This window comes from Rothia amarae, from assembly GCF_014705945.2.
Taxonomy (GTDB): Bacteria; Actinomycetota; Actinomycetes; order Actinomycetales; family Micrococcaceae; genus Rothia; species Rothia amarae.
The window spans coordinates 591,337-610,736 of sequence record NZ_CP061538.1 but is presented as its reverse complement, the minus strand read 5'-3'; the positions used below and the strand labels follow the sequence as shown (position 1 = coordinate 610,736).

Below are 19,400 nucleotides of genomic sequence, written 5' to 3'. Positions count from 1 at the left end.
CTAGTGCTACTAACATGTGTTTTAGACTACCACGTGACTGATGAACAGGGCGATTAGATAACCCAAAACTCCAACAAAAGCTACCGGTGTTACGCCCAGGGTTATAGCACCGCGGCGAGGTCCTTCTTTAGGTCCTGCCGAAATCATCCGAATACCAAACGTTCCAAGTATTAAAGCGATTCCTACGCCAATACCAATCAGCAAACTGGAGCTCTGGCTGGCTCGGTAGAAATCTGCGAGCGCCACCCAGCCTGCAACGGATACAGCGGCGAGAACGCCTGTGATGCATGAAATAACCGATTCGAGGCGGCCGATGGCACCTTCGCCTCGGATAAGTTCAACAATGAAGCTAGCTACCACGCCCACGGCAGCAATAGCGGGTAAGAAAGTCAGGCGTTCAACTCCGGTATCAACGAGCGATACTGCAACGGCTGCTAATCCTGCACCTAGGATGATGCAGGAATGCGGTACCACGCGGTTGACGCGGCGTAGTTCAGCCACGCCGGTTGCTGCAGGCCAACCACCTGCGATAAACGCCACAGCCAATACGCCGACGGCGGCAGTCAGAATAGGGTGAATAACTGTCGCAATGAGAAAGCTAATGAGGGTGAGCGTAGCTGCTGTTGCTACCAGTCGATACCGAGAAGAGCTCGTAGCACCGATTCGTCCAACACGGCCTTCGTAGACTATGCGATCACGGCGTTCTCGAAGCTGGGGCACGAAAGTCTCAAACCTGTGAGTTTTTGCCACGGCGTTCTCTTTATTCACGAATGACCCTTGCTTTCGATGGACAGTATGCGTAGGTGCTCTACTTCTTCTCTATCTTTGCCTATGTTTAGCGAGTAATCCAACCTTAGAGCAGGTGGATTTCTATAAGATAGAAAAAACACCGCTGCGACAACAGAACAGAGAGGATTTTTGCAGATGCATCTTGTCCTCCTGTCCCCTGCCAAGCTACCTAATCCCGATTTTCTGCCCGCATTACAGCTCTTGAGTCATGAAACGGTATTGCTACCCCTTAATGCCTCCATTCAGGCAATTCAGGATAAAGGTTGTCAAGCGGGCATTATTGACGGCACCGACCGTCTCATGGAGGCTCGAAATGGTGCGCAGCTTATTCGGGCGGCTCTTCCGGATCTTCCTTTGCTGATGGTTCTTTCCGAGGGCGGGTTCGCCGCCGTCTCCCCTACGTGGCTGGTAGATGACATCGTGTTCGAGGCTGCGGGCCCTGCTGAATTAGAAGCGCGCTTGCGTATGTTATCTAGCGCACCAACCGAATCGCAGCAAGAGACTACCATTCGTTGCGGTGCCATCCTCATTGACGAAGCCTCATATACCGCTCGCATTAATGGACTTCCTCTAAACCTCACCTATAAAGAGTTTGAACTTCTCAAATTCTTTGCCCAAAATCCCAGTCGCGTTTTTACCAGAGCACAATTGCTCTCAGAGGTGTGGGGACACGATTACTTTGGAGGTACCCGCACGGTAGACGTCCATGTCCGCCGTCTTCGCGCCAAGTTAGGAACAGAGCACGAGCACTTAATCTCTACGGTGCGCAATGTGGGTTATAGTCTCGATACCTCGCGATCAGGAGCAGCTTCTAAAGATTTCAGTTAACTCCGTATGAATTATGCGCCGATGCTCTCGATTATTCTGCTAGATGAGACCATCAGCTCCTGGAGTAAGTCTGCTTTCGGTAGAGTAGATAAGGTACATTGCCTAGGAGGAATAACTGTGAGCGAAATAGAATCAGAGCAGACGTTCTCTGTTCAGACCCTAAAATTGGATGCTACGAACGCAACCGCTTTCTTAGATTTTGCACGAACTATTTCGGCGCAGGATAGCACACCAGCGTTTTCAGAGCAGACGCTCGTTGAAGTACACAAGGCAATAAAGAATCCGCACATCGCAGATTCCCTGCTCTTGGCGCTCGCCGGAGAAAACGATGACGCTGAGTTCACAACGGAGAAACAAATTCTTGGTGCGGTAGTTGCCCTTCTCGATACAGAAAAAGACACTGCAACCATTGAAGGTGCTGTTGCCTCTACCCACCGTGGCCAGGGCATCGGAACGGAGTTGGCTCGTTCCATCAACGAGGCTCTTTCCGAAACCCCTATTCAACTCTACAATTTGTGGGTTCATCAGATTCAGGGTGAGGATGCCTCAGGAGAGCGCAAAGCAGCAGAGCTTTTAGCTCGTTCTTTCGATTACTCACCGGTCAGGGAACTCCGCAAACTACAGCTATGGCTCACCGACGAGGTTCGCCAGAACATTGCCCGCGATCTAGGGCAGGCGCATCTTCCTGAGGGCACGAAAATCGATACATTTAAGCCAGGTATGGACGACGCCGCATGGCTTTCAGCTAATGCGGAGGCATTTGCCAACCACCCCGAGCAGGGTTCCCTCACCGCCGAAGATCTCAACGAGCGAAAGAGCGCGGATTGGTTCCGCGCCGAGGGATTTTTTGTTGCCCGCGCAGATGAAGGGCTGGCAGGTTTTCACTGGACCAAAATCCCCTCCGACCAGGGCGAACTGACCGAAGGCGAAGTCTATGCTGTAGGAATTGTTCCCTCATGGCAGGGGAAGAAGTTAGGCAAAATTCTTACCCTCACAGGAATGGATTATCTCGCGCAGTTCGTCGACGAAGGGGGAAAGCCTCTCGACAAAATCGTTCTTTACGTGGATGCAGACAATACTGCAGCGGTTTCGCTCTATAAGTCACTTGGTTTCGTCGAAGAAACCGTAGACATCATGTACTCCCACCAGGCTTAAGTTTTTTATTTCAAGATAGGAAGGAACACTGTGAGCGCTGAAAAAACAGTAAACACAGAATCCAATGAACCCTCAGATCACTACCATATCGGCGGTGACATCACTAAGATTGAACGCGCTCAGACGCAGGGGGATCGCATTGAAGCGGTAGAGAAAGTCAAACTTCCCCATCTTTCCGGTGATTTCGGAACCGACCGTTTTCTCGACAGGGAAATCAGCTGGTTAGACTTCAATACCCGCGTTCTGGAGTTGGCTGAAGATCCCGATCTTTATTTGTTAGAGCGCCTCAATTTCCTGTCGATTGTAGGCTCGAATCTTGATGAATTCTTTATGGTTCGCGTGGCGGGTCTACGCCGCCGTATTGCAACCGGTATCGCTGTTCCCTCTGCCGCAGGTATGACCCCCGATGAGCAGATGGAAGAAATTTCCGAATCAGCTCACCAGCTGATGGAGCGCCAGCATCGCTGTTTCCATGAGGAGGTTTTGCCTGCGCTCGAAAAGGAACAAATCCGCATTGTTAAATGGTCAGATTTGGAGGACGAAGCGAAAGCTCGCTTGACCTCTTTCTTCAGCGATGAGGTTTTCCCCATCTTGACCCCGCTGGCAGTCGATCCTGCGCACCCCTTTCCCTATATTTCGGGGCTCTCGCTCAATCTGGCAGTCGTTGTGCGTAACCCACAAACCGGTAAGGAGCTCTTTGCCCGTTTGAAGGTGCCTGATCAGCTTAACCGTATGATTTCTATCGACGGCTCACGAGCGGTGAATTCGCCGTCTCGGGAAGCCCGCTTCATTGCGCTCGAAGACGTCATCGCTCAGCACCTGGACATGATGTTCCCCGGCATGGAGGTGTTGGAAGTTCACGCTTTCCGCGTGACCCGTAATGAAGACCTCGAAGTTGAAGAGGACGACGCCGAAAATCTTCTGCAGGCATTGGAAAAGGAGCTTTTGCGCCGCCGTTTTGGGCCTCCGGTTCGTTTGGAAGTTGAAGATACCATCAACCCCAACGTTCTTGAACTACTCATTTCTGAGCTCAGCATTGATGAGTCAGAGGTCTACCGCCTACCCGCTCCGTTGGATTTGCGTGGAATGGGCGCCATCGTTAACGCAAACCGCCCCGCCTTGCACTATCCCAAGCACATTGCGCATACCTCCCGATGGCTCAACGAGAACGAAACGTCTAAGGCCGCAAATGTCTTCGCGGCAACCCGCGCTCACGACGTTTTGCTCCATCACCCCTATGATTCATTTGCGACCAGCGTGCAAGCGTTTTTGGAACAGGCTGCTGCAGATCCAAACGTCATGGCTATCAAGCAGACTCTGTATCGCACTTCTGGCGACTCCCCCATTGTCGATGCGCTGATTGAAGCTGCAGAAGCTGGTAAGCAGGTTTTGGCACTGGTAGAAATCAAAGCGCGCTTTGATGAGGAAGCCAACATCAAGTGGGCGCGTAAGCTCGAACGTGCTGGCGTGCATGTGGTCTACGGCATCGTCGGCTTGAAGACCCACTGTAAGCTTTCGCTGGTAGTTCGAAAAGAAGGCGATTCGCTACGCCGTTACTGCCATATCGGTACCGGTAACTACCACCCCTCAACTGCACGATTCTATGAGGATCTCGGTTTGCTCACCTGCGACCCGCAGATTACTGAGGACGTTTCCCGCCTGTTCAATCAGCTCTCGGGTTACGCTCCCAAAACCACCTACCGTTCATTGCTGGTAGCCCCACGCTCGATTCGATCCGGTTTGATTGATTACATCAATAAAGAAATCGAACACAGCATGGCAGGACGCAAGGCGAAGATTCAGATTAAATGCAACTCCATGGTGGATGAGGCAATTATCGATTCGCTCTACCGCGCCTCGCAGTCTGGTGTGGAAGTCAACGTAGTGGTTCGTGGCATCTGTGCTTTGCGCCCCGGTGTTCCCGGTCTTTCAGAGAATATCCGTGTGCGTTCTGTGCTGGGTAGATTCTTGGAACACTCCCGTGTGTTCACCTTTGAAAATGCAGGGAACCCCAAGGTCTACATTGGTTCAGCAGATATGATGCACCGCAACCTTGATCGCCGTGTGGAGGCTCTGGTAAGTATCAAGGCACAGCGTAACCGCGAATATCTGCTGGATATGTTCGACCGCTACATGTCTAAGAAGACCTCAACATGGCACCTTGAGGCAGATGGTCATTGGGAGCGCCACAACAAGGACGATCAAGGAAACCGGTTGGTTGATATCCAGTCCTACTACTTGGAGTCTCGAGATAAGCGAAAGAGAAAATAGACTCTTTAGCCCACATCATGCCAGATAGCCTGTCCACGTTTTTACAGGCAGGTATCTAGCCATAGAATGTCCATGAACAATTTTTTGTTCATGGACATTCTTATTCTCGAAAAAGGTTCCGATATCTATGCCCAAGACGCCGGTTTATTCTGCTTTTCGTTGCGATGGTGAATACTCAAAAATCCGCCGTGCTGTGCCCGATGTAGATGTTACGGCTGCTGGGTGCCTCATCTGGCGCTATGCCAAAGAGCGACTAGAGCTACTCATCATTCACCGCCCTCATTACGATGACTGGTCCTGGCCAAAGGGCAAAGTCGATGACGGCGAAACTATCCCCGAGACCGCTATCCGTGAGGTTCGCGAAGAAGTTGGGCTTCACGTAACCCTCGGCGTCCCTCTGGCTGTCACCCATTACAAGGTCAAACACGGAACTAAAGAAGTCTACTACTGGTCGGCACAGGTCGATCCCTCCACCAAACCCAAGGCAGACGGCGACGAAGTAGATAAACTTCGCTGGGTCACCCCGAAAGAAGCACGTCAGCTTCTCACCAATGCAACGGATACAGAGCCTCTCGATGCCCTCGAGAAACTCTGGAAAGACGGCGATCTCGCCACCCGTTCTGTCATTATTGTGCGCCATGCGAAAGCCAAGCCCCGCTCATCCTGGAGTGCGGCAGAAGGCGAGCGTCCGCTAGCAGCTACCGGTAAACGTCAGGCTTTGGCGGTTTGCCGTCTGTTGCATGCTTGGATGCCGAAAAAAGTTTATTCATCCCCCTGGGTACGTTGCATGCAGACGGTTGCTAATTTTCAGAAGCAATCCGGCACACCCATCAAAACTAAGACGCAAATAACTGAGGCAGCCCATAAGCGTCACCCCAAGCGAGCTGCGCGCGTCATCGAGCAGCTCTTCGAAAAAGATTATTCGGTGGCGCTGTGCACCCACCGCCCGGTACTCCCTACAGTCCTGGATGTTCTCCGAACACATGGAAACAAGCATCTTGCGGCGCAACTACCTACAGAAGACCCTTATCTGGTTCCCGGCGAAATGTTGGTGATGCAGATTTCTCGCCGCAACAACCACCGAATGATCTCTTTGGAGCAGATTCGCCCGTTTGGTGACTAGAGATTTATTCGCAGAGGGAATTACGACTTTTATTCGGCACCGCGGGAAGCAAGCTGGCTGGGTCTGGCGTCAATCGCCTCAATGAGCGCCCGCGAATCCAGGCGAGAGGGATCGCTTGCTGATGCGGTGCCGAATTAATAAAGCATTTTATGGCTAGGATGGAGACATGAACTCCTCTGTACCCACTCCTTACGAAGATTTGTTACGCGAAGTCCTAGAACACGGGGACGATAAATCTGACCGCACCGGAACCGGCACCCGATCCGTTTTTGGTCGTCAGATGCGCTTTGACTTGAAAGATTCCTTCCCGCTTATCACGACCAAGCGAGTTCATTTCAAGTCGGTAGCTCTTGAGCTTCTGTGGTTTTTGCGCGGGGAATCTAACGTGCAGTGGTTGCAGGAGCGCGGCGTCAGTATCTGGGACGAATGGGCAGATGGGGACGGCGAACTAGGTCCGGTTTACGGTGTTCAGTGGCGTTCTTGGCCTGCGGGACATGGGGAAACGATCGACCAAATAACCAATGTCGTGAAATCGCTCAAAACTAACCCTGATTCTCGCCGTCATATTGTTTCTGCGTGGAATCCAGCAGAAGTTGATTCCATGGCTTTGCCGCCGTGCCATGCGTTATTCCAGTTCTATGTGAAGCATGTGGACGACGGCCCCGATGAGCTCTCGTGTCAGCTTTATCAGCGTAGCGCCGACATGTTCTTAGGGGTACCCTTCAATATCGCCTCTTATGCATTGCTGACCTATATCATCGCTGAAGAAGTGGGAATGGTCCCCAGCGAATTTGTGTGGACCGGTGGAGACTGCCATATCTATTCCAATCATTTCGAGCAGGTAAAAGAGCAACTCTCTCGCGAGCCCTACCCTTACCCTCGCTTGATCATCAAAAATAAGAAGCCTTCACTCGATCAGTATGAGTTCGAGGATTTTGAGCTGGAGGATTACCGGCATCACCCTACTATCAAAGCACCGATTGCTGTATAGGAGTCTCTTACTATGTCTGACCTTCCCGTCCTTGGTGCCGTATGGGCGCAGTCACTCAACGCCGTCATCGGCCGCGATGGAGGTATGCCCTGGTACGCCCCAGAAGACTTGGCTCATTTCAAAGAGGTAACGCTGGGTTCTCCGGTCATTATGGGGCGGAAGACATGGGAGTCTTTTCCCGAGCAGTATCGCCCCCTTCCTGACCGTGAAAATTTTGTGGTCACTTCTCGTGTTGATTGTCCGGTGGCAGCCGATGGAGCGCTGTGGGTGCCGTCCTTTGATGTTGCCCTTCGGTTGGCTTGTGAGGGTGCCGAAAAAGTCTGGCTGATTGGCGGTTCTTCCCTCTTTTCGGCGGTGATTGATCGTCATGATTTAGATGGAGTCCAAGACTCTGCAATTACCGTGGTGGAGCGAACCGTGTTTGAAGGCGTTGTAGAAGGCGACTCTAACGCCCCTGACCTGGATGCACAGTGGCTTCTAGATTCAGCCACGGACTACAAGACGAGCGATCGCGGTTGGATTCTGCCTCACTCAGACGGCGAGAAGAAGCCCTTATCGTTCCGCTTTGAGAGATGGACACGCGGCTCCTAAAACGGGCGCGTCCTGTTAAAACCTGCTGCGCCCTAAATCTTTGGTTTACTCTGTGAAATATAGCTGAATTCGTTCATCCTGTCCCGATAGACTGACACTATGACTTTTACATCCGGTGACTCAGTAGGTTTTGTTGGCTATCGCGGCATGGTTGGTTCTGTGCTGATGAAGCGCATGGTCGAAGAGGGCGATTTTAAAGACATAACCCCCGTCTTTTTCTCCACTTCCCAGGCAGGGCAACCTGCTCCTACTTTCAACGGTGAGCTCGACGAAAGCATTCTGCAGGACGCCCACGATCTTGAGACTCTTGCTCAGTTGCCGATTATCGTTACCGCTCAGGGTGGTGACTATACTAAGGAAGTTCATCCCAGGCTCCGCGAACGTGGATGGGATGGTATCTGGATTGATGCTGCCTCCACTTTGCGGATGAATGACGATTCCGTGATTGTTCTTGACCCCATCAATCGCGACGTCATTGACCGGGGGCTTGATTTGGGTATCAAAGATTTCATTGGTGGTAACTGCACGGTATCGTGCTTGCTCATGGGTCTTGGCGGCCTGTTCAAGCAGGGTTTGGTTGAATGGGGCACATCGATGACTTACCAGGCCGCATCCGGTGGTGGAGCGCGTCATATGCGCGAAGTTCTCCAGGGCTTTGGCGATTTATCAGGCGTGGTGAGCTCCGAACTTGCAGACCCGGCATCGGCAATTCTAGAAATCGATCGCAAGGTGCTCGAACTACAACGCTCCGGAGAATTAGAAACTACTCAGTTCGGCGTGCCGCTAGCGGGTTCGCTCATTCCCTGGATTGACGCCGATTTAGGAAACGGTCAGTCCAAAGAAGAGTGGAAAGCCGACGCCGAATCCAACAAAATTTTGGGGCTAGAAGGCGAGGACCGCGTCATATTAGATGGTCTATGCGTACGTATTGCCACGATGCGCTCCCATTCACAGGCGCTCACTCTCAAGCTCACCGAGGACCTTTCAGTTTCTGAAATTGAGAAGATTATCGATGAAGACAATGAGTGGTCCAAGGTGGTTCCTAACGAGAAGGAAGCCTCGATGAATGATTTGACCCCCGTAGCGGCGTCGGGCTCTCTCACCATCCCCGTGGGACGTATTCGTAAGATGGCTATGGGGCCGCAGTACATCAGTGCCTTCACCGTAGGCGATCAGCTACTATGGGGAGCTGCTGAGCCTGTGCGCCGTATGCTTAAGATTGCTACCGGAACTCTTTAACCCGAAAGAGCTTTTACTATGCCTTCACTAGATGTGCCCTCGCATGACGTGCTAGCCCAACCTGAGCACTCTGAATTTTGCGAGGGTATTTCTGGTTTTATCCCCGCGGTGGACAAGAACTCAGACGTGCCCCCATATTCGCAGATTCGACGCGCGGTGATTGCAGCCCGCGCCGCTGGCAACTTACAGCCAGGTGACCGTCTACCTCCTATGCGGATGCTAGCTCAGCAACTTGGTCTTGCCGTCAATACTGTTGCGAAAGCTTACAAGGAACTCGAAGCGGCAGGAGCCATCGAGACGCACGGGCGGGCAGGTAGTTTTATCACCGCGATGGATTCAACCTCACAGAAAAAGCACGAATTAACCAGCCGTTATATAGCATCCATGCGGAAACTAGGGTTGGAAGATGCTGAGATACTCGAAGTTTGTACCCACGAGCTGGGGCTGGATCACTAACTTAGGGGTGTTCGTGGTAGTGCTCTCCCGTGGGGCAGAAATGATTCTGCCGACCGAATTTTAGCCACCGAGCATTCTGCTTCTTCTGGTTGCGTTTCTCGGCTTGAGTCGTAATTTCACGCCAGATATTGAGCACTTTCGCCTTGCCCCAGGTATTGAGTCGGTGCGCCCAATGAAATTCTGTGCCCCACAGCCCCATTCCAAGAAAAATGAAGAGCCAGCCCGGACCGGGGGTGACCAGCATAACGAGCCCTGCTACGAGCAACAGGAAACCTAGAGTAATAACCAGTAAGCGGTAGAACATAAGCAATAGCAGGTGGTGCGCCATAAAAGCGCGCATGCGAGCCATGGCTCCGTGTAAACGCCCGGATTCGCTTCCAGCTATCTCCCGGTCTAAAGCCATGTGCTCCCCTCACCCTTGCCGGCTAAAACAAACTGATTCTCAGAGAACCGTGCACCACAGAATGCTCTGTGATGAGCGGTTTATGTGCTTCTACAGAGAAGTTCCAACGATGACCGGCTCGGGTTCCATCTGGATGCCGAATGCCTTCTTCACACCGTCCTGAACTGCGCTGGCGATGGCGAGCAAATCTGAGCAGCTTGCTTCACCTCGATTAGTGATAGCCAAGGTGTGCTTGGTGGAAAGAGAGGCGCGACCGTCGGCAATTCCTCGGCTCTCGCCCTCTAAACCAAATCCTTTGTCAAAACCAGCGTGCTGAATGAGCCAGCCGGCGCTGAGTTTAGTTTTGCCTTCGATAACGTTCTGGCCACTGGCATCGGTGACCGGAAAACGCGGAGCGTCCTCTGGCAAACTATCCAACTCATCTGAATCAACAATGGGGTTGGTAAAGAACGAGCCGGTGGAATATGTATCTCTGTCTTCAGTGTCCAGCACCATGCCCTTGGAGGCGCGAAGCTTCAGCACGGTATCGCGAACTAGTTGTGAGTTAGCACGCTGGCCCACCTCGACGTCGAGTTGCCGGGCAAGTTCGCCGTAGCGGATAGGGGCTGAGAGAGTTCCAAGAGTGAATTGGAAGTCAACACTGAGCACCACATAACGAGGTGAACCATTAACAGTGTTTTGCTTGAGAATAGAATCTCGATACCCAAATTTGAGGTCTGCTAGAGCAAAAGTCTTACGGGCATTCTTCTGTCGATCCCATGTATGCACCTGAGAAATCGTTTGAGATACTTCAGCGCCATAAGCGCCTACGTTTTGCACCGGGGTAGCACCAACAGTGCCGGGAATGCCTGAGAGGGCTTCTATACCTACCCACTCATTTTCAATAGCATGAGCTACGAATGCATCCCACTGGTGCCCTGCCTGAACTCGAATATTAGCCCCACCGCACTGAGGAACACCCAGATCTTCAATGCCGTGAGAGGCGATATGAACTACGGTGCCGTCATATCCTGCATCAGCAACTAAGATATTCGAACCACCGCCCACAATCAGCAGGTTCTCGCCTTGGCGATCCGCCGCAGATACGGCGTCGATAATTTCTTGTTCGGTGGTAGCTCGCACATAGTTGCGAGCTGCTCCGCCTACAGCGGCGGTAGTGATGTCTTTGAGATGCATAGTAGTCACCCTTTTAGTTTAGCTTCTGCTCATTGCGCTCAGGCACGCTCGCCTAACAGCGAAGAACCGCTATTTCTTATCCACCTGCGAAAGCGCACCTGTTTCTGGAGTAATCACGGGGTTCATGCTGGTCTGTGGATCATAAGTCGATACGTTAGTGGTACGCTCACTCAGAATTTCGCGCTGAGACGATGGCTGAAGATGGCGGGTGAGAAAGAGTGAGATAACGATAAACACGAGCACAGCCAGAAGGGCGTTACGGATGCCCCAGTGCTCGCCAAGCAAGCCCAAAGCAGGAGGTCCGCCAAGGAATGCGGCGTAGCCAATGGTAGAAACTACGGAAACTCGAATTGCAGCCTTCATTGGATCGTCTGATGCTGCTGACATACCCGTGGGGAATCCCAGGGAAGCGCCCAGCCCCCAGATGAACAGACCAATGAAGCCCAGCGGCACGTTCGGCGCAAAAATAAACACCGCTAGTCCAATAATCGCCATCGAACAGGTCACGCGCAGAACCTTCACACGTCCAAACTTATTCAGCAGACCAGTACCCATGAAACGACCGGTCATCATAGCGATAACAAAGAACGTGTATCCCAGCGAACCAACTGTCTTATCCGCACCGTAATCGTGAGTAAGGGCAAGCGCCACCCAGTCGTTGGCAGACCCTTCAGCCAGCGCCATGCCCAGCACAAAAATGCCAATAAAAATGGTGTGTTTGTCGCGCCAAGCATCCCGCACCCGGTAGGAACCAACCTGGGAGAGCGCCTGAGTGTCGTCCTGCCCGTAGTTCTCGCTGTGGCACCCGCGCAATGCCCACAACACGGTGGCGAAAATAATGACGGCAAAATAAATCATGTGCCACATGAAAGATACGCCCAAGCGGGTGTCCAAGGTACCCAGCCCCGCGCCTACCACTGTGCCGATGGAAAAGAATCCATGCATAATCGGGGTAACGAATCGACCGAGTGCTCGCTCTGCTGAAACACCCTGCACATTAGCTGCCACATTTGAAGAAGCCATGCCAACGCCATCGAGCACGAGCCCCAGAACAGCTAGCGGAATGCTCGATATCGAAACGGCGATACCGACCAGCGCAATTCCCGCACAGGCAAGGGAATACCCCAGAATAAGAGTTTTTCGTGATCCTATCTTGCTGACCAGATAGCCAGAGAACGTCACTGCGGAAAAAGAACCAACGGTCATACCCAAGAGCAGCATACCCATCGGTCCGGCGGAGAGGTTAAGACCGGTGGAGACATCAGGGAGTCGCGCAAGAAGGGACGAGGTCAAAAGTCCGCTGGCAAAAAATATTGCAAGGACAGCTCTGTACCACGTCTTAATTTCCTGCTGATCCAGTTTCTCTACCCTTGCCATAACTCCCTTTCAGCACGGAAAACATATAGTGTGCGCAGACACAAGACTTTTCCAGTTTAAAGATGCCTCCGGCTGTGATTCCATTTTCGTGAGTAGTTCCACACGCTAATGGGCGAAAGCAACCACAGCTTGAGCTTTCACCAGCACTTTTTGGAGATTCCCCTCGATGTCAGGGGCAGAGACGGTGAGATCAATTCGAGCGGTCTGGGCTTCGGCGTCAAGAGCGCCAATTTTGCCCGATACATTAAGCTGGTTGCCACCGGTTGCCGGATTCTCAGCGCCCTCAGCATCAGGTACGATGACGGGCTTGGTGAAACGGGTCTGATAATCAACGATTGCCCCGGGATCCCCCACCCAATCGGTTACTAGCTGTACCGCAACTCCCATGGTGAACATGCCGTGGGCGATGACGCCGGGAAGTCCGACAGCCTGGGCGAATCGTTCATTCCAGTGAATTGGGTTGAAGTCGCCAGAAGCCCCCGCGTAGCGAATAAGATCGGCGCGAGTCACCGAAATCGTACGAGAACCGATTTCTTGACCTTTTTCTAGCTCAGCAAAATTAATAGATAGTGCCATTAGTCTTCTCCTCGAACTAAGAGAGAGGAGACGCAGGTAGCCACAGCTTCTCCCCCGACGGTAGTAATTTCTTCGCGAGTGATGAGCATAGCGCCAGGACCCATGGTACGTACGTTATCTACGTGAACTTCAGTTGTGAGTTCGTCACCAGCCACGATAGGTCGATGATTGGTGAAACGCTGGTCAGCGTGAACCACACGCGAGAAATCGATTCCTGAATCGGGATCTTCGATGAGTGCAGCATCCGCCCTTTGCGCCAGAATAATGGCAAAGGTCGGGGGAGCAACGACGTCGGCGTATCCAGCTGCTTGCGCCGCGTCTACTTCGAAATGGATGGGGTGGGTAGCCTTTACAGCGCTAGCAAACTCGCGGATTCGCTCCCGTCCTACTTGGAATACCTCATCAGAAGTAAATACTTTCCCGACGATTTGGGGATTAATAGTTTTGGTCTCAGACATAATAAAAGTCTAACGGAAGGTTTAATCTGCCTCATCTTTCCTACGTGATATGGGACACTTAGTGCAAGTAATTCTCACTATCCCTGGAGAACACATGAACCGCACGCCCCATGAGAAGTTTCCACCGCATCTCGTTGACCCCAACGAGCCGGTAGATACAGCCCGCAAATATAAAATTATCGGCCCCGGACTCGTCGTTGCCGCCACAGGAATTGGCGCACCCGATTTAGTTGCCACCCTTGTAGCTGGTTCAAAATATGGGTACGCACTCCTATGGACGGTCGTCATAGGCGTCATTATGAAAATCGTCTTGGTCGAAGGCGCCGGCAGGTACAGTCTTGCCACCGGACGTACCATCTTTGAAGGATGGCGCACTCTCGGCCCCTGGACCACCTGGTATTTTGGCCCCTACATCCTGATTTGGGGCTTTGTTTACGGAGCCACTGGGATGTCGGCGGCCGCTATGCCGCTTGCTGTGCTCTTTCCCGCCCTTCCACTGTGGGCATGGGCCATCATCATGGGGCTCTCAGGGTTCGTGATTGTTTGGCTGGGTAAATACAGCGTGGTAGAGAAAATAACCGCCGTCCTGGTGGGACTCATGTTCCTGCTCATTGTAGGTTTAGCTATCTACACCATCCCGAACCTACCCGACCTATTTCGCGGTCTCGTTCCCATGATTCCCGGCGGAAGCGTCACCTACACTCTTGCGCTAGCCGGTAGTGTTGGCGGCACCATCACTCTCGCGGCCTACGGGTACTGGCTACGCGAAAAAGGGTGGTACAGCCCCAAGTTTATGCGGGTCATGCAGCTTGATAACACCGTAGCTTACGTCATCTCCGGCATATTCGTAGCAGCAACTTTCGTGCTCGGCGTAGAAGTGCTCTATTCTGCAGGACTAGCAGTATCCTCTAGCGATAAAGGGCTCCTTGATCTCGCCGATATTCTCAAGGATCGTTACGGTGTGGTAATTGGAAATCTCTTTCTGATAGGTTTCTGGGCTGCCTCCTACTCCTCCATTATCGGAGTCTGGTCAGGAGTCTCGCTCATGTTTGCGGACTTCTGGGGCAACATCCGCCGCAAGCCTACGAATCACCCCGATACCCTCACCGGTGGAAAATACTTTAAGTTTTACGTACTGTGGCTTACTTTCCCGCCCATGATTCTTTTTCTCATGGATCGCCCCATTTTCCTCATTCTCCTCTACGGAGTACTAGGGGCGCTTTTCATGCCTTTCCTTGCCGTCACTCTCCTCTGGATTCTCAACACCAAACGAGTACCAGAGAGATGGCGCAATGGCTGGTTCACCAACAGCATTCTAACTATCTGTGCTGTACTCTTTATTTCTCTTGGAATCTACCAATGCACTGAAGCAATTGTGAGGGTTCTCAACTAAATCTAGCTATCCCCGGCATTGAAAAGTTAAAAACGCAAAGAGACCCAGCAGGAAAACCTGCTGGGTCTCTTATGAATAAAATATTTAAAAATATAAGCTGAGCCCCGACCGGGAATCGATCCCGGGACCTCCATCTTACCAAGATGGCGCTCTACCACTGAGCTATCGGGGCGTAGCGGTGGACGGGCTCGATCCGTCGACCTCACGATTATGAGTCGTGCGCTCTAACCAGCTGAGCTACACCGCCATGCAATCACTAAAATTATTCAATTTTGGCTCTTGCGAGAGCCCCGACCGGGAATCGATCCCGGGACCTCCATCTTACCAAGATGGCGCTCTACCACTGAGCTATCGGGGCAACAGAGAATACTCTACAGGACGCCCTAAAGGGGGTGCAAATTCTTGCAGAATATTTTCAGGTGTTCTACACCACCTCAATAAAGAAGGGGAGGAATCCACAGATTCCACCCCTTCTTTAGAATGCTCCAAGCCTAAACTTCAAAGGCTGGATTATTCTTTTTAGTACTTGTTCGAGCGCTTCTTGAAGCCACCGTCACGGCCACCACCACGGCGGTCATCGCGATCACGATCGCCCCCGCGGAATCTGCCGCCACGGCGATCGTCGTTGAAACGCTTCTTGAAACCATCACGGTCTCCGCCGCGTCCACCATTGAAGCGACGTCCACCGCGTCCACCATTTCCGCTACCCTTGGGGCCGCGGTCACGCTGGATGTTCAAGAACTCACCGTTTAGTTCGGTGTTTTCCAAACGGTCGAAGAAATCACGGGGAAGATCTTCAGGCAAACCAACAATGGTGAAATGTGGGCGAATATCAATGGAACCAACCTGTGATCCTTTGATGCCACCTTCATTAGTCAAGGCTCCCACAATCATGCCGGGGTTAACACGATTCTTGTGTCCAACCTGCAACTTGTAGTTAACCATGCCCTCTTCTTGACGGCGGGGCTTGCGCTCACGGCCGCCATCCCGGTCGCCGCGGTCTCCACGATCGTTACGATCGTCGCGGTTACGGCCCTTGGGCTCAGGAATATCTTCTACGAAGAAGGGGCGACCCTCCTGAGCAATCACAGCAATAGCAGCCGCGATTTCCAAAGGATCAACATCATGCTCATTTTGGTAGCTGGTGATGATGTCACGGAACAGTGAGAGATCTTCGGTCTCAATAGTGTCCGTAATCTGCTGAGCGAAACGAGATTTACGATTCTCGTTTACATCAGCAACAGAAGGCATATGCATCTGTTCAACCGGCTGACGGGTTGCCTTCTCGATTTGGCGCAACATGTACTTCTCACGGGGAGTCATGAAGAGAATTGCTTCACCTTCACGGCCCGCACGGCCGGTACGGCCAATGCGGTGAACGTAAGATTCGGTGTCATGAGGAATATCGAAGTTCACAACCAAGGAGATACGCTCCACGTCAAGACCGCGAGCTGCGACGTCGGTAGCAATCAAAATATCAATACGGCCATCGCGCAACGAATCAACGGTACGCTCACGCAACTGCTGAGGAATATCACCGTTAATAGCTGCTGCCTGGTAACCGCGAGCCTTGAGCTTTTCAGCGAGCTCTTCAGTTTCCTTCTTGGTACGAACGAAGGCGATAACGCCATCGTAGTTACCTACTTCGAGCACGCGAGTCATCGCATCAAGCTTGTGCGAGTGCATGACCTGAATGTAGCGCTGACGAATGTTAGGAGCGGTAGAAGTCTTAGACTTTACGCGAACCTCGGCAGGATCGTTAAGGTACTGCTCTGCGATCTTGCGGATGGTCTTGGGCATGGTAGCCGAGAACAGTGCAACCTGCTTAGAATCGGGAGTCTGGCTGAGAATTTCCTCGACGTCATCGGCAAAGCCCATGCGGAGCATTTCATCAGCTTCGTCCAATACCAAGTACTGCAGGTTCGAAAGGTCCAAAGAACCCTTCTTGAGGTGGTCGATCACACGACCGGGAGTACCCACAACAATCTGAGCACCGCGGCGTAGACCGTTGAGCTGAGGACCGTAAGGTGAGCCACCGTAAATAGGAAGAACGGTTACGTTTTCCATATGGGTAGCAAAAGAAGTGAATGCTTCTGCGCCCTGAAGCGCGAGTTCACGAGTAGGTGCAAGAACAAGCACCTGAGTGTCTTTGGTGTGTCCGTTGATGTCTGCCAGTTCAGCCAAACGAGACAGTGCGGGAAGAGCGAATGCTGCGGTCTTGCCGGTGCCGGTCTGTGCTAGACCAACAACGTCGCGGCCACCCAAAAGCAAAGGAATGGTCTGCTCCTGAATGGGTGAGGGCTTTTCGTAACCGATGTCTTCAAGAGCTGAAAGCACACGGGCGTCCAGACCAAGATCGGTGAAGCGTGTGCCTTCTTCTTCAGCGGGTGCTGAGGCGGTCTGAGCTTCGTTGTTAGGTGCAGTATTTTCTGCGGGTTCGATGAATTCAATACCTGCTGAAGCAGAGTTATCTTTAGTCAATTTGTTCCTCATCGCATGGGATCGGCGCACCAAGTAAATCGGTGCTTTTCTCCGGTGATCCCCCTGTGCTCGCCTCAAGGTGGGTGGGCCATCTTCGGTGGGCGCCACCTCATCTGCACCGCGGTGCAAAATACTCACACTCATCTTAGGAAAGAATTCTGTAAGCGGTAAAAGGTTTGCGCTCTTTGAGCGAGCTATTCTCTTCGTCTTCTGAAGTATCTGACTTCAAAAGGAAACTGATTTCAGCGCCTGTTTTCAGTCGGTCGGCGCAACCATCGGTGTCTAGGGAAACCGGTAATGTACTTTCCCTACCTTACAGTACGTTTGACGTTAATGGGGTCGCTGGTGACACAACCTACAATGAGGGCAAGCGACTAAAGGTCCGTACGCTTCATAACGGATATTGTGCCGAAGGTTCTAACGGTGAAGTAGGTTGCATTGAATCTTTCACTGGCATAGCCCGCGGGATTCTGCGGTGAATTATTGCCCCATGCAGCCCCCATGGAATCAATAACGACGTAGTCAGGAGCTGGTTTACCCTCATGCCCAATCCAGTAGACGGTTCGGTCAGGCACCAGGTATGTGAGGATCGAAAGGTCCGAAGCAACGGTGACCCCCTGAGGTACGGCATTCACTGCCTGCTGTTTTGCCTGATCAACTGCAGATAGTTCTGTAGTAGCAAACCGGGGGTTTGCCAGCTCTTTGAGGGGCTGGAAAGGCAGAAGGACGAGCGCAACTCCGCATGCGGCAGCTGCTACCGTGCGTCGAAAGATTGGCAGAGAAACTCCTCGCCCCATCCGGCTCAAAAAAGCAGGAGGGGTTGCAAGGACATCCACAAGCGCCATCGTAACGATTGGCATGAGAACCAAAGAATAGTGCCACGTTGATTCCCAGTAGCCCTCATTCGGTGAGAGAAGTCGCCAGCAAAGAGTGGGCAAGGCGATAATCGCCAACGGGGATAGCACCCAGAGAAGTACACCGACAGCAAGAAGCAGTAGCAAAGAGAAAGTCTTTGTCCATGGGTAGAACAGGGTTGCAAAGGCTTGCAGCGGGTCCCCGAGGGCGGCGGCAAAATCTACCTTATCTGCGTAATCGAACTGACCGGCAGTGTTAAAAAAGGGAAGAATGAGTGCAACCGCGGCTGCCGACCAGCTAATTCCCCATACGACAGTGAGAAAAGACTCAAGAACAGCCGGTGAAGTAATGGCAGAAGATGCCACTTTTTGAAAACGGCGGCTGAACGGCTCCACCGGCTGCGCATCATCAGATCGGGCTGCGGCATGAGGGAACAGATTGTCCCATCCTCCCCGGAGCCATCCGGTGCGCAACAATGCCACAATCCCTATCATCGCCACGGTAATTCCCATGTCTTCTTTGACAAAAACAAGCGGCAAAGCCCATAGCAGAGCACGGCGTATACGCGGAGCTCGCTCTGGTTCCCGAGCTGCCAACACCAAATTTCCCAAAGAAAGTACGAAAAAGGGTAGCGCAAAAGCGACTTCGTGAAATTGAACAGACACCGCCTGCTGGATGCCGAAGCTGAGCCCAAAAGCAATCGCCAGAAGGAAAGCAGACAGTTTTCCACAACCTTGCTGAGCAAACCGGCACAGCAAAAATACAGCTACCGCGATTAGCCCATTCTGCACATAAAGCAGAGTCTGCGGACTAGGAAAAAAATAATAGAACGGAGTGAGAAGCACCAAAATAGGGTGAAAGTGATCTCCCCAAAGATTGAAACCATGACCTTTAATCGGCACAATCGGCGCCTGAGCACGGGCATAGTTTTGGGCAAGCTGAGTAAATATCCCTAAATCCCACGAAGGAGTCACAAAGTGGCGGTACTGAAAAAATGAATACACGCTATAGAGAGCGAAAAAGGCTAGCGCTAGGACGAAAGCTAACAGGCGAGAGCCAGGCGAATTTTGGCGTTGAGATGGGGAGAGACGCGACGATACCTCTGCGCTATCTCGCTTGAAAAAAACGCCCATCTCCAACCTCTCATTCATCTAGTACTTCAGAATTACACTGTTCGCTACAACCGTGAGTCAATTTCTATCCCTACGCTACCTTGCAGGTACTCACATGCGAAAATA

The 19,400-nt window shown here is 52.2% G+C and carries 17 protein-coding genes and 3 tRNA genes; 9 read left to right on the top strand and 11 right to left on the bottom strand.

Translation table 11 applies throughout. The features are described 5' to 3' along the window. Nucleotides 1-21 precede the first annotated feature (21 nt). Nucleotides 22-768 carry a hypothetical protein gene (locus IDM48_RS02895; RefSeq protein ID WP_190617961.1) on the bottom strand — a complete coding sequence of 249 codons (747 nt, stop codon included), beginning with the start codon at nucleotides 766-768 and terminating at the stop codon, nucleotides 22-24. Between the two features lie 156 nt (nucleotides 769-924). Here IDM48_RS02895 and IDM48_RS02890 point away from each other — a divergent pair, with 156 nt between their 5' ends. The 8 genes from IDM48_RS02890 to IDM48_RS11760 all read left to right on the top strand — a co-directional run bounded on the left by IDM48_RS02890 (nucleotide 925) and on the right by IDM48_RS11760 (nucleotide 9,443). After that, nucleotides 925-1,617, top strand: a complete 693-nt coding sequence (locus IDM48_RS02890; protein ID WP_190617959.1) for a winged helix-turn-helix transcriptional regulator — start codon at nucleotides 925-927, stop codon at nucleotides 1,615-1,617. Nucleotides 1,618-1,734: 117 nt separating this feature from the next. Then, nucleotides 1,735-2,772: a mycothiol synthase gene (gene mshD / locus IDM48_RS02885; protein WP_190617957.1), complete on the top strand. Its 1,038-nt coding sequence runs from the start codon at nucleotides 1,735-1,737 to the stop codon at nucleotides 2,770-2,772. A 30-nt stretch (nucleotides 2,773-2,802) separates the two neighbouring features. Further along, the gene (locus IDM48_RS02880; RefSeq protein ID WP_190617955.1) at nucleotides 2,803-5,043 is read left to right on the top strand and encodes an RNA degradosome polyphosphate kinase; all 2,241 of its coding nucleotides are present in this window, start codon (nucleotides 2,803-2,805) and stop codon (nucleotides 5,041-5,043) included. Between the two features lie 127 nt (nucleotides 5,044-5,170). Next, the gene (locus IDM48_RS02875; RefSeq protein WP_190617953.1) at nucleotides 5,171-6,166 is read left to right on the top strand and encodes an NUDIX hydrolase; all 996 of its coding nucleotides are present in this window, start codon (nucleotides 5,171-5,173) and stop codon (nucleotides 6,164-6,166) included. 166 nt (nucleotides 6,167-6,332) lie between these two features. After that, the gene (locus IDM48_RS02870) at nucleotides 6,333-7,157 is read left to right on the top strand and encodes a thymidylate synthase (RefSeq protein ID WP_190617951.1); all 825 of its coding nucleotides are present in this window, start codon (nucleotides 6,333-6,335) and stop codon (nucleotides 7,155-7,157) included. Between the two features lie 12 nt (nucleotides 7,158-7,169). Then, on the top strand, nucleotides 7,170-7,748 hold the full coding sequence (locus IDM48_RS02865; RefSeq protein ID WP_190617950.1) for a dihydrofolate reductase: 579 nt from the start codon (nucleotides 7,170-7,172) through the stop codon (nucleotides 7,746-7,748). 99 nt (nucleotides 7,749-7,847) lie between these two features. After that, a complete protein-coding gene (gene asd, locus IDM48_RS02860; RefSeq protein WP_145176358.1) occupies nucleotides 7,848-8,987 on the top strand; it encodes an aspartate-semialdehyde dehydrogenase in 1,140 nt (379 codons plus the stop codon). An 18-nt stretch (nucleotides 8,988-9,005) separates the two neighbouring features. Continuing rightward, nucleotides 9,006-9,443, top strand: a complete 438-nt coding sequence (locus IDM48_RS11760; protein ID WP_202939903.1) for a GntR family transcriptional regulator — start codon at nucleotides 9,006-9,008, stop codon at nucleotides 9,441-9,443. A gap of 1 nt (nucleotide 9,444) precedes the next feature. On the opposite strand, the gene IDM48_RS02850 is transcribed toward IDM48_RS11760, so the two are convergent. The 5 genes from IDM48_RS02850 to IDM48_RS02830 form a co-directional block, all read right to left on the bottom strand. Then, the gene (locus IDM48_RS02850) at nucleotides 9,445-9,846 is read right to left on the bottom strand and encodes a PGPGW domain-containing protein (protein ID WP_190617948.1); all 402 of its coding nucleotides are present in this window, start codon (nucleotides 9,844-9,846) and stop codon (nucleotides 9,445-9,447) included. Nucleotides 9,847-9,936: 90 nt separating this feature from the next. Continuing rightward, the gene (locus IDM48_RS02845) at nucleotides 9,937-11,031 is read right to left on the bottom strand and encodes a UDP-N-acetylmuramate dehydrogenase (RefSeq protein ID WP_190617947.1); all 1,095 of its coding nucleotides are present in this window, start codon (nucleotides 11,029-11,031) and stop codon (nucleotides 9,937-9,939) included. A 60-nt stretch (nucleotides 11,032-11,091) separates the two neighbouring features. Beyond that, nucleotides 11,092-12,399, bottom strand: a complete 1,308-nt coding sequence (locus tag IDM48_RS02840) for an MFS transporter (protein WP_151145432.1) — start codon at nucleotides 12,397-12,399, stop codon at nucleotides 11,092-11,094. A gap of 105 nt (nucleotides 12,400-12,504) precedes the next feature. Beyond that, nucleotides 12,505-12,975: a MaoC family dehydratase gene (locus tag IDM48_RS02835; RefSeq protein ID WP_068169146.1), complete on the bottom strand. Its 471-nt coding sequence runs from the start codon at nucleotides 12,973-12,975 to the stop codon at nucleotides 12,505-12,507. After that, a complete protein-coding gene (locus IDM48_RS02830; protein ID WP_068169149.1) occupies nucleotides 12,975-13,433 on the bottom strand; it encodes a MaoC family dehydratase N-terminal domain-containing protein in 459 nt (152 codons plus the stop codon). The genes IDM48_RS02835 and IDM48_RS02830 overlap by 1 nt, the downstream gene beginning before the upstream one ends. A 94-nt stretch (nucleotides 13,434-13,527) precedes the next feature. Here IDM48_RS02830 and IDM48_RS02825 point away from each other — a divergent pair, with 94 nt between their 5' ends. Then, entirely contained in the window at nucleotides 13,528-14,826 is a 1,299-nt protein-coding gene (locus IDM48_RS02825) for an Nramp family divalent metal transporter (protein WP_190617945.1), read from the top strand. Nucleotides 14,827-14,926: 100 nt separating this feature from the next. Here IDM48_RS02825 and IDM48_RS02820 read toward each other — a convergent pair. The 5 genes from IDM48_RS02820 to IDM48_RS02800 form a co-directional block, all read right to left on the bottom strand. Further along, nucleotides 14,927-14,998, bottom strand: a tRNA-Thr gene (locus tag IDM48_RS02820). Between the two features lies 1 nt (nucleotide 14,999). After that, nucleotides 15,000-15,073: transfer RNA gene (locus tag IDM48_RS02815), tRNA-Met, on the bottom strand. 39 nt (nucleotides 15,074-15,112) lie between these two features. Beyond that, nucleotides 15,113-15,184, bottom strand: a tRNA-Thr gene (locus IDM48_RS02810). Nucleotides 15,185-15,345: 161 nt separating this feature from the next. After that, entirely contained in the window at nucleotides 15,346-17,319 is a 1,974-nt protein-coding gene (locus tag IDM48_RS02805; protein ID WP_190618593.1) for a DEAD/DEAH box helicase, read from the bottom strand. Nucleotides 17,320-17,681: 362 nt separating this feature from the next. Then, complete coding sequence (locus IDM48_RS02800) at nucleotides 17,682-19,295, bottom strand: DUF2079 domain-containing protein (protein ID WP_190617943.1); 1,614 nt, start codon at nucleotides 19,293-19,295, stop codon at nucleotides 17,682-17,684. Between the last annotated feature and the right edge of the window lie 105 nt (nucleotides 19,296-19,400).